This is a genomic window from Rhodothermales bacterium (assembly GCA_034439735.1).
GTDB lineage: Bacteria > Bacteroidota > Rhodothermia > Rhodothermales > JAHQVL01 > JAWKNW01.
The window spans coordinates 1-7,085 of record JAWXAX010000089.1 but is presented as its reverse complement, the minus strand read 5'-3'; the positions used below and the strand labels follow the sequence as shown (position 1 = coordinate 7,085).

At 63.3% G+C, this 7,085-nt stretch carries 8 protein-coding genes; 2 read left to right on the top strand and 6 right to left on the bottom strand.

Annotated elements, in window-relative coordinates; all coding sequences use genetic code 11:
* Window positions 1-32 precede the first annotated feature (32 nt).
* A complete protein-coding gene (locus SH809_07295; GenBank protein MDZ4699493.1) occupies window positions 33-569 on the bottom strand; it encodes a hypothetical protein in 537 nt (178 codons plus the stop codon).
* Between the two features lie 242 nt (window positions 570-811).
* On the opposite strand from SH809_07295, the gene SH809_07290 reads away from it, so the two are divergent.
* Window positions 812-2,770 carry a serine/threonine-protein kinase gene (locus SH809_07290; protein MDZ4699492.1) on the top strand — a complete coding sequence of 653 codons (1,959 nt, stop codon included), beginning with the start codon at window positions 812-814 and terminating at the stop codon, window positions 2,768-2,770.
* Window positions 2,771-2,789: 19 nt separating this feature from the next.
* On the opposite strand, the gene SH809_07285 is transcribed toward SH809_07290, so the two are convergent.
* Window positions 2,790-3,041 (bottom strand): hypothetical protein, encoded by a 252-nt coding sequence (locus tag SH809_07285; protein MDZ4699491.1) that lies wholly within the window; start codon window positions 3,039-3,041, stop codon window positions 2,790-2,792.
* A gap of 111 nt (window positions 3,042-3,152) precedes the next feature.
* Here SH809_07285 and SH809_07280 point away from each other — a divergent pair, with 111 nt between their 5' ends.
* Window positions 3,153-3,539: a DUF302 domain-containing protein gene (locus SH809_07280; protein ID MDZ4699490.1), complete on the top strand. Its 387-nt coding sequence runs from the start codon at window positions 3,153-3,155 to the stop codon at window positions 3,537-3,539.
* Window positions 3,540-3,555: 16 nt separating this feature from the next.
* Here SH809_07280 and SH809_07275 read toward each other — a convergent pair whose 3' ends face one another.
* The 4 genes from SH809_07275 to SH809_07260 all read right to left on the bottom strand — a co-directional run.
* Complete coding sequence (locus tag SH809_07275) at window positions 3,556-5,220, bottom strand: iron ABC transporter permease (GenBank protein ID MDZ4699489.1); 1,665 nt, start codon at window positions 5,218-5,220, stop codon at window positions 3,556-3,558.
* Between the two features lie 193 nt (window positions 5,221-5,413).
* Window positions 5,414-6,037, bottom strand: coding sequence for a recombination mediator RecR (gene recR / locus SH809_07270; GenBank protein MDZ4699488.1), 624 nt, complete (start codon window positions 6,035-6,037; stop codon window positions 5,414-5,416).
* A gap of 6 nt (window positions 6,038-6,043) precedes the next feature.
* A complete protein-coding gene (locus SH809_07265) occupies window positions 6,044-6,382 on the bottom strand; it encodes a YbaB/EbfC family nucleoid-associated protein (GenBank protein ID MDZ4699487.1) in 339 nt (112 codons plus the stop codon).
* 50 nt (window positions 6,383-6,432) lie between these two features.
* Window positions 6,433-7,085: hypothetical protein (locus SH809_07260; GenBank protein ID MDZ4699486.1), on the bottom strand; the 653-nt coding region annotated here is incomplete at its 5' end.

Sequence of the window (7,085 nt, the reverse complement as noted above, 5' to 3'; positions counted from 1 at the left end):
TCGCTAATCACGAATCGCTACTCGCTAATCCCTCACCGTCTCCCTGTTCTCGGCGTGAAATAATACCGTCCTCCGATGCCGAGTTGGAGCCCGAGGCGGGTTTCGGGGACCAGGTCAAAAAAGGGCACGACTTCGATGAACACATCGAAGGGAGCGTCGTCGAAGAGATAGGTGGCGCCCAGCGGTCCTCGAATGCCGATCGCGGTGGCATTGTCGGCGGCGAGGAGCCGGCCGCCGATGCCGTAATAGGCATAGGATCGGTCGCGCTCGAGGCCTTCGAAACGAGTCGTGTGCCACACGTAGTCCGCCAGTAGCTGGATGCCTTCATCTTCGTCCAGCGACCATGCGGCGGCCATATCGATGGCTCGTTCATCTGAAAGCCAGTATTTTGCACTGACTCCGGTGGGGGAGCCCAGGAGAATGCCCAGTCCGAACGGGTTTTTTTGTGCGTGAAGCGGCCGGTTCGGGGCGGCGCCGGCGAGGGCGACGGCCAGCAGGCCGGGGAGGAAAAAAGGGGAAAGACGGGCCGCGGCGCAGCGCGTGCGGGCGTGAAAATTGGATAAACGCATAAACGGCTATAGATAATTCCTGATGGCGATTCTGTCAGCGGGTTCGAAACGTAACGATGATGATGATGACGGCCAAGCCTACCCCCGGGCGCCCTTCTTCAGTTCAAGGCGCAACGACGGCCCTAAAGAGGCATTTCGCGATAGCCGGCGTCATGCTCAGTCGCATCGTAACGTACCGGCATGTTCCCCCCGCATGAAGGAACGCACAGGCTCTACGACGGCTCCATGCTTCACTGACGGCAATGCTTGAGACCAACGAAAAGCCCTCGTTTTCTCGGTACACCATTTCTTCTACCCTGGGCACCGGCGGCATGGGGACGGTCTACAGGGCCCATCATGAGATTCTCGACCGCCCCGTCGCCCTCAAGGTACCGAAAGAAGAGTTTACGAGGGATCACGTTTTTGTAGAACGCTTTATGCGGGAGGCCAAGGCGCTCGGGACGCTGAAGCATCCGCATGTGGTAGCGGTATACGATGCCGGCATCGAACATGGGGTGCCGTACATCGCGATGGAGTGTGTCGAGGGCAAAACGCTCGCGGAGATCGTGCGCGACGGCGGGGTGCTTCCGATTGAGGACATCGCGCGGTGGGGGTATCAGATGGCCGACGCGCTGGCGTATGTACACGACTGCGGGGTGCTGCACCGGGATCTAAAGAGCGCCAACGTCATCATCAGCCGCGCGGGTGCTGCCGTCATCACCGATTTCGGCATTGCCCGCCTGGAGGAGTCCTCTACCCAGATCACCCGCGGCATGATCGGCACGCCGGCGTACATGAGCCCCGAGCAGGCCCGCGGGCAGCCCATCGATGCGCGGAGCGACCTGTACAGCTTAGGCATCATCCTGTACGAATGCCTGACGGGTGAGGTCCCGTTCGCCGATGAAAACGCGCTGGCGTTAATCCAGAAAGTGATCAACGAATCGCCGCCGGCCCTCCTCCGTCGCCGGCCCGACACGCCGGCGTGGCTGCGCGCGGTTGTTTTCCGGTGTCTCGAAAAGACGCCGACGAAACGATTCAAAAATGGGCGCGAGATGGCCAACGCGCTGCGCCCCTACGCGTCGCAGGAGCCAGTCGGCCGGCGGGAGGATACGGCCCTCACGGTGTGGCAACAGCCGGCGGACACCATCGTCTCTCCACCCCATCGCGAAGCCGCGCGCCACTTCACGCTGGCCATGGCCAACCTCGCGCGCGCCATCCAGATCGGGGGCGGCCGCGTCCGCACGTCAATTCACGATGGGATGACGCGTACGTGGTATGTGTTCCAGCAACGCACTGAAGTGCTGTCGGGGGCGCTCCTCCCGCACGCCGCGACGGCCGATGGGGACGCGGAGACCCTGGCTCCCGTGTTGGTGGCGCCGGCCGAAACGCCGTCCAACGCTACGTCGACCGGCGCATGGCCCATCCCGCCTCTGGCCGAGATGCCCGTCCGGCGTATCCCCGCCCTCTATCGCACACTCGCCATCGTCCTCGTGGTCAGTGTGTCGATCACGGCGCTCCGGGCCGTGATCGCGCCCCTGCTGTATGAAGAGGCTAAGGTCGATTCCTGGGGCGCCTATGTATCCCCGAGCCCCGATCCCATCCGGCCCGAAGCCGCCTATACCCCACTCCCGCCGCAAGAATTGTCAGGTCCGACATTCAGCGATGCCGGCGAGCCGTCTGCGGAAGCCCGCGTGGCTTTGCCGGACACCGCAACGAGAGCGACGGGACACATCTCATCGGCATCGGCCCGTCGCCGGCGGCTAATAGCAGAAAGCCGGCCTGTCGATATCCAGCCGCTTGAACTGGAGCCGCTCGTGGGTGGATCGATTGGCACACCGGCGTCACCCACACGTTTTGCGGTGCTCCCTTCATCGATCTGGGAGCTGCAGGAGCAGAAAACGTCTCGCTCGTTCCTGCGGCATCTCCGGTCCCAGATCAAAGACCGCCTGGTCGCGGTCCTGGACCCGGACGACGTTCGGGCGCCCGAGGCCGCGTACGTGTTCCTCGTCGATGAACTGGAGGATACGGTGCCACATATGCTCGCCTGGCGCGACGAGACCTGGACCGATCTCAAGACGGGCCACGGGTTTGTGATGACGGAGCACGGGTTTCGGCCGGTGGCCGGCGAGGACGTGGCGCCTGAAGACTGGCCGCTGGAGGCCTACTGGGTCGAATACGCCGAAAACGGCGTCATCCGGAATAAAAAACGGGTGGGATGGTAGCCGTGGTTAGTATGTGCGATCAGTGTTCGCGGAACGCCATGATGCTTTTCTGATCTCTCCGTTCCTCGATCACCTGCCCGCACTTCCGGCACTGGAACTGGATGCTCTTCGGCAGCGTGCCGCTGATCCCCATGAACACGCCCATGATGAACCCCCAGGCCGAATACCGGGCGTTGGCCGAGACCCAGAAATTGTCCTTCGCGTGCCCGCAGCCGCACCGGGGTTCGGCGGCGGTGGGTTGGGCAGCGGTAGATGCGGACGGCTCTTCCATAAAGATCGAAGGGGCGATTTTGGCGAGATGAACGCGTTGAACATGAGCGTTGTCGGTGGGTTTCAAGACGCAGACCGGCGTCAGCCGGAGGAGCACTAATCGAGCACGTGTATGTCCTATTTTACCTCCAAAACGGTCGCTTTGTCGATGAACGCCGCGGTCGAGCGCGTCACCGACGAGCTGAAACAAGAAGGCTTTGGTATTTTGACGGATATCGATATCCAGGCCACCCTGAAAAAGAAGTTGGATGTCGACTTTCGGCCCTACCGTATCCTCGGCGCGTGCCATCCGCCATCGGCCCACCAGGCGCTGCTGGCGGAGTCGCACATCGGGCTGATGTTGCCCTGCAATGTGATCGTGCAAGAGACGGCCCCCGGCCAGATCGAAGTGGCGGCGGTCGATCCCGTCGCATCGATGCAGGCGATCGAAAATACGTCGCTTCAGGGTATAGCTGAAGACGTGCGTCGCCGGCTGAAGGCCGCCATCGACCGGCTCTAGGCGAGGCCCGGGCCGCTCACGCCGTCTGCCGCACCGAGTCGCTCCCGCCCAGCCGGCGTACGACGAGTGTCGAGGCGCCGATGAGCAGCATGAGGAAGACGCTGTACGCCGCCGCCGATCCGAACTCGTACAGGCGGAGCTGGGAAAGGATTTCGACGCTAATCGGGCGGTTAGTGTAGACGTAGAGCACGATGGACGAGACAAATTCGCCGAGCGCGGTGACGAACGTGAGCAGCGTGCCGGCCAGTACGCCCGGCCCGATCACGGGCAATACGATGCGTCTGAAGGTGGTCCCGAAGCGCGCGCCGAGGTCGGCCGAGGCTTCGGTCAGTCGGTCGTCATAGGTTTCGAGCGCGGCCACGGTGGAGCGGACGACAAACGGGATGTGGCGGACGAAATACGCCAGCGGCAGGATCCAGAAGCTGCCGACGAGGATCTGGCCAAAGGAAAGCGGAGTGGCCTCGTTGAAGGTGACGATCAGGTTGATCGCGATGACCGTTCCCGGGATGGCGAACGGTAGGGCTGCGAGCAACCGCACGACGCCGCGGCCGGGGAGGCCGCTCTTGGCGATCACCAACGCCGCCGCGACGCCAAACACGACGTTGCCGGCCGTGGCCAGCAGGGCCATCCGTAGACTGTTCAGAATCGGTTGAAGCACGTCCGGGTCCGCCAGCAGCGCCGTGTAGTTGTCCAGCGTATACCGCTGAGGCAGCAGTTGATACGTCCAACTCCCCTCCCGGGCAAACGAGATGAGCGCGACGGTAGCGATGGGGAGCATGAGGAAGAGCAGGAGCACTAGGGCGCCGGCGAGGAACAGCGTGCGCGCCCAGCCGCTCCGCACCGGCATCGGAGCGGCCCGGACGCCTTTCGCGGCGCCGGCCGTGTGCCGCCGGCGGTTGGTCCACTCCATCAACAGGAGAAATACCAGGCAAATCGCGGTCAGCACGGTCGACACCGTGGCCGACAGGTTGAGGTCGCCGTTGGTCTTGTAATTGTAGATCTGCGTCGTGAGAAAACTTTCGGTGCCGGCGAACAGCAGCGGCGCGGTGAACGACGCCATCGAGATCATAAACACGAGCAGCGCGGAACTGACGAGCGCGGGGCGTAGCTGGGGCAGCATCACCCGGCGAAACGTCATCGTCGCCGACGCCCCGAGGTCCGCCGAGGCCTCAAGCAGGCTCCCATCCAACCCGCGTAGCGCGGCGGTGACGAAGAGGTAAAAGTAGACGTACATGGTATAGACGTGGACGAACCACACGGCCCACAGCCCCTCGAAGGCGAACGGCACCTCCTCCAGGCCGAAGGCCATCTTGAGGCCGCGCGGCAGGATGCCGCTCTCACCGTAAAGGAACAGGAACGCGAGCACGCCGACGAGGGGTGGGAGGGCCAACGGGAGCGCGGCGACGGCCATGAGCGTGCGCCGCATCGGGAAATCGTACCGGAAGAAGAGATAGGCCAGCGCGGTACCCAGCACGCCGGCGCCCAAAACGCTGAACAGGGAGATCGAAATCGAGTTGATCAGCCCCCGTACGTTGGCGTTCCGCCAGGAGGAGAAGACCTCCGCGAGGTTGCCGTCCTGAAACGTGGTGATAAACGTCCGTAGGCTCGGATACAACACGTAGCCGAGGAGGATGAGCAGGACGGGGATAAAAAGCGCCAGGGCGCCGCGACGGGTGAACACAGAGGGTAGGGGAGAAAACGTTCAACGTTCATAAACTGTAGGGATTTCCACAGCTCAAGCCATAGTCATCCCCGCGAAGGCGGGGATCCAGCCATCAGATTGGCATTTTTCTGGGTCCCCGCCTGCGCGGGGATGACTTGCTCCTTTTGCAATACGCAAATCTTAACAGTTTCTCAACGTTCAACGTTGTCCGTTACAAAACCACGCGTCCTTCCAGTGCACGCGACAACGTGGCTTCGTCGGCGTATTCCAGGTCTCCTCCGATGGGTAGGCCCCGGGCGATGCGGGTGAGGCGGACGCCTAAGGGTTTGAGCAGCTGGGCGAGGTAATAGGCCGTGGTATCGCCCTCGACATTGGGGTTCATCGCCAGGATGACTTCGCGGGTGGCGGGGCGGTCCGCCTCGCCGGCGCCCGCCGGCTGGATACGCGCCACCAGTTCCCGGATGCGCAACTCCTCGGGACCTATCCCATCGAGCGGGCTGATGACGCCGCCGAGCACATGATAGACGCCTGTGTACTCGTTCGTCCGTTCGAGGGCCATCACGTCGTTTGATTCCTCGACCACGCAGATGAGGCTCTGGTCCCGCCGTGGCGAGGTGCAGATCGAGCACTTCTCGCCGTCGCACACGTTGAAGCAGACGACGCAGTTGCGGACACGGTCCTTAACGGCAACGAGCGCTTTCGCCATCTCGACGACCTCCTCGCGGGGCATCTTCAGGATGTACGAGACGAGGCGATGCGCCGTCTTGCGGCCGATGGAGGGAAGGCGAGTGAGCTGTTCGACGAGCGCTTCGACGGCTTCGGACGTAAAGTGCATGGAGTTCTACAGGCCGAACTGTTTGAGATCCAGCCCCGGGGGCAACATCCCGCCGGCCGCCCGGCTCATCTCGCCCCGGGCCAGGGCCGCCGCTTCGTCGAGGGCTTTGTTGACGCCGGCGATGATCAGATCCTCAAGCAATTCGAGATCGTTCGGATCGACGGCCGTGGGATCGATCTTGATCTGCGTAATCTTCTGCTGGCCGTTCGCGGTAACCTTGACCATGCCGCCGCCGGCTTCGGACGTCACGGTCTTCGCCGCCAGGGTGTCCTGCGCCTCGCTGATCTTGCGCTGCATGTCCATCATCTTGCCGAACATGTCGGCCATATTCAAGTCGTCTGCCATAAGTCGTATCGTGGTTGGTGGCGCCGGTTAGTTGGGTGTGGGGAGAGGGGTCACCAGACGACTTCTCCTCCGAATTGGTCGAAGATGGCCCGAATGACGGGGCTCTCCTGGCGTTTTTGCTTCATGTACTCGTACGGATCGATTTCCCGGGGGGTTTCCGGTACGTGGGATCCTGCTTCCCCGCCTCCGACGAGAAACTCGAACCGGGCGATCGTCCTCCCGGTCTCCTCGCGGAATCGGCTGAGTAGGTACTCCTGCTGGCTGTCCAGCATGCGCCGGTGAAAATCATCCGGGACGGACAGGACGATCGTGTGGCCCTGGTCGTCCTGAGGCGTCGCGTGTTGCAGCAGGGCGCTCACGTGGATGCGTTCGGCCCGGATGCGGCCAACATATCCGGGCCACAACGCCAGGAGCACGGCTGTCTGAGACGACGACAGGGGCAGCGCGACGGCGACGTCGATGGCCACGCGCAGGCCGGCTTCGGGTTCGTTCCCCTTTGGGGCGGAGCCCGGCTTACGAAGCAGCGGCGCGCTGAATAAGCCCAGGCCATCCTCGCGCGGAATGGCCGGCGGAGGGGGTTTTTCGACGAGTTTCAACGGTGGCCGAGGCTCGGGATCCACCGGGGGATCGACATCCGGCGGGTCGTCGGAGTCCGCGGCCGCGCCGACCGGCAGGGCGATGGCGGCGGCGAGGACGAGGAGGG

Coding starts and splice junctions, on each gene's coding strand:
- SH809_07285 (MDZ4699491.1), bottom strand. CDS start 3,041: ATGGAAGAGCCGTCCGCATCTACCGCTGCCCAACCCACCGCCGCCGAA.
- SH809_07265 (MDZ4699487.1), bottom strand. CDS start 6,382: ATGGCAGACGACTTGAATATGGCCGACATGTTCGGCAAGATGATGGAC.
- SH809_07290 (MDZ4699492.1), top strand. CDS start 812: ATGCTTGAGACCAACGAAAAGCCCTCGTTTTCTCGGTACACCATTTCT.
- SH809_07295 (MDZ4699493.1), bottom strand. CDS start 569: ATGCGTTTATCCAATTTTCACGCCCGCACGCGCTGCGCCGCGGCCCGT.
- recR (MDZ4699488.1), bottom strand. CDS start 6,037: ATGCACTTTACGTCCGAAGCCGTCGAAGCGCTCGTCGAACAGCTCACT.
- SH809_07280 (MDZ4699490.1), top strand. CDS start 3,153: ATGTCCTATTTTACCTCCAAAACGGTCGCTTTGTCGATGAACGCCGCG.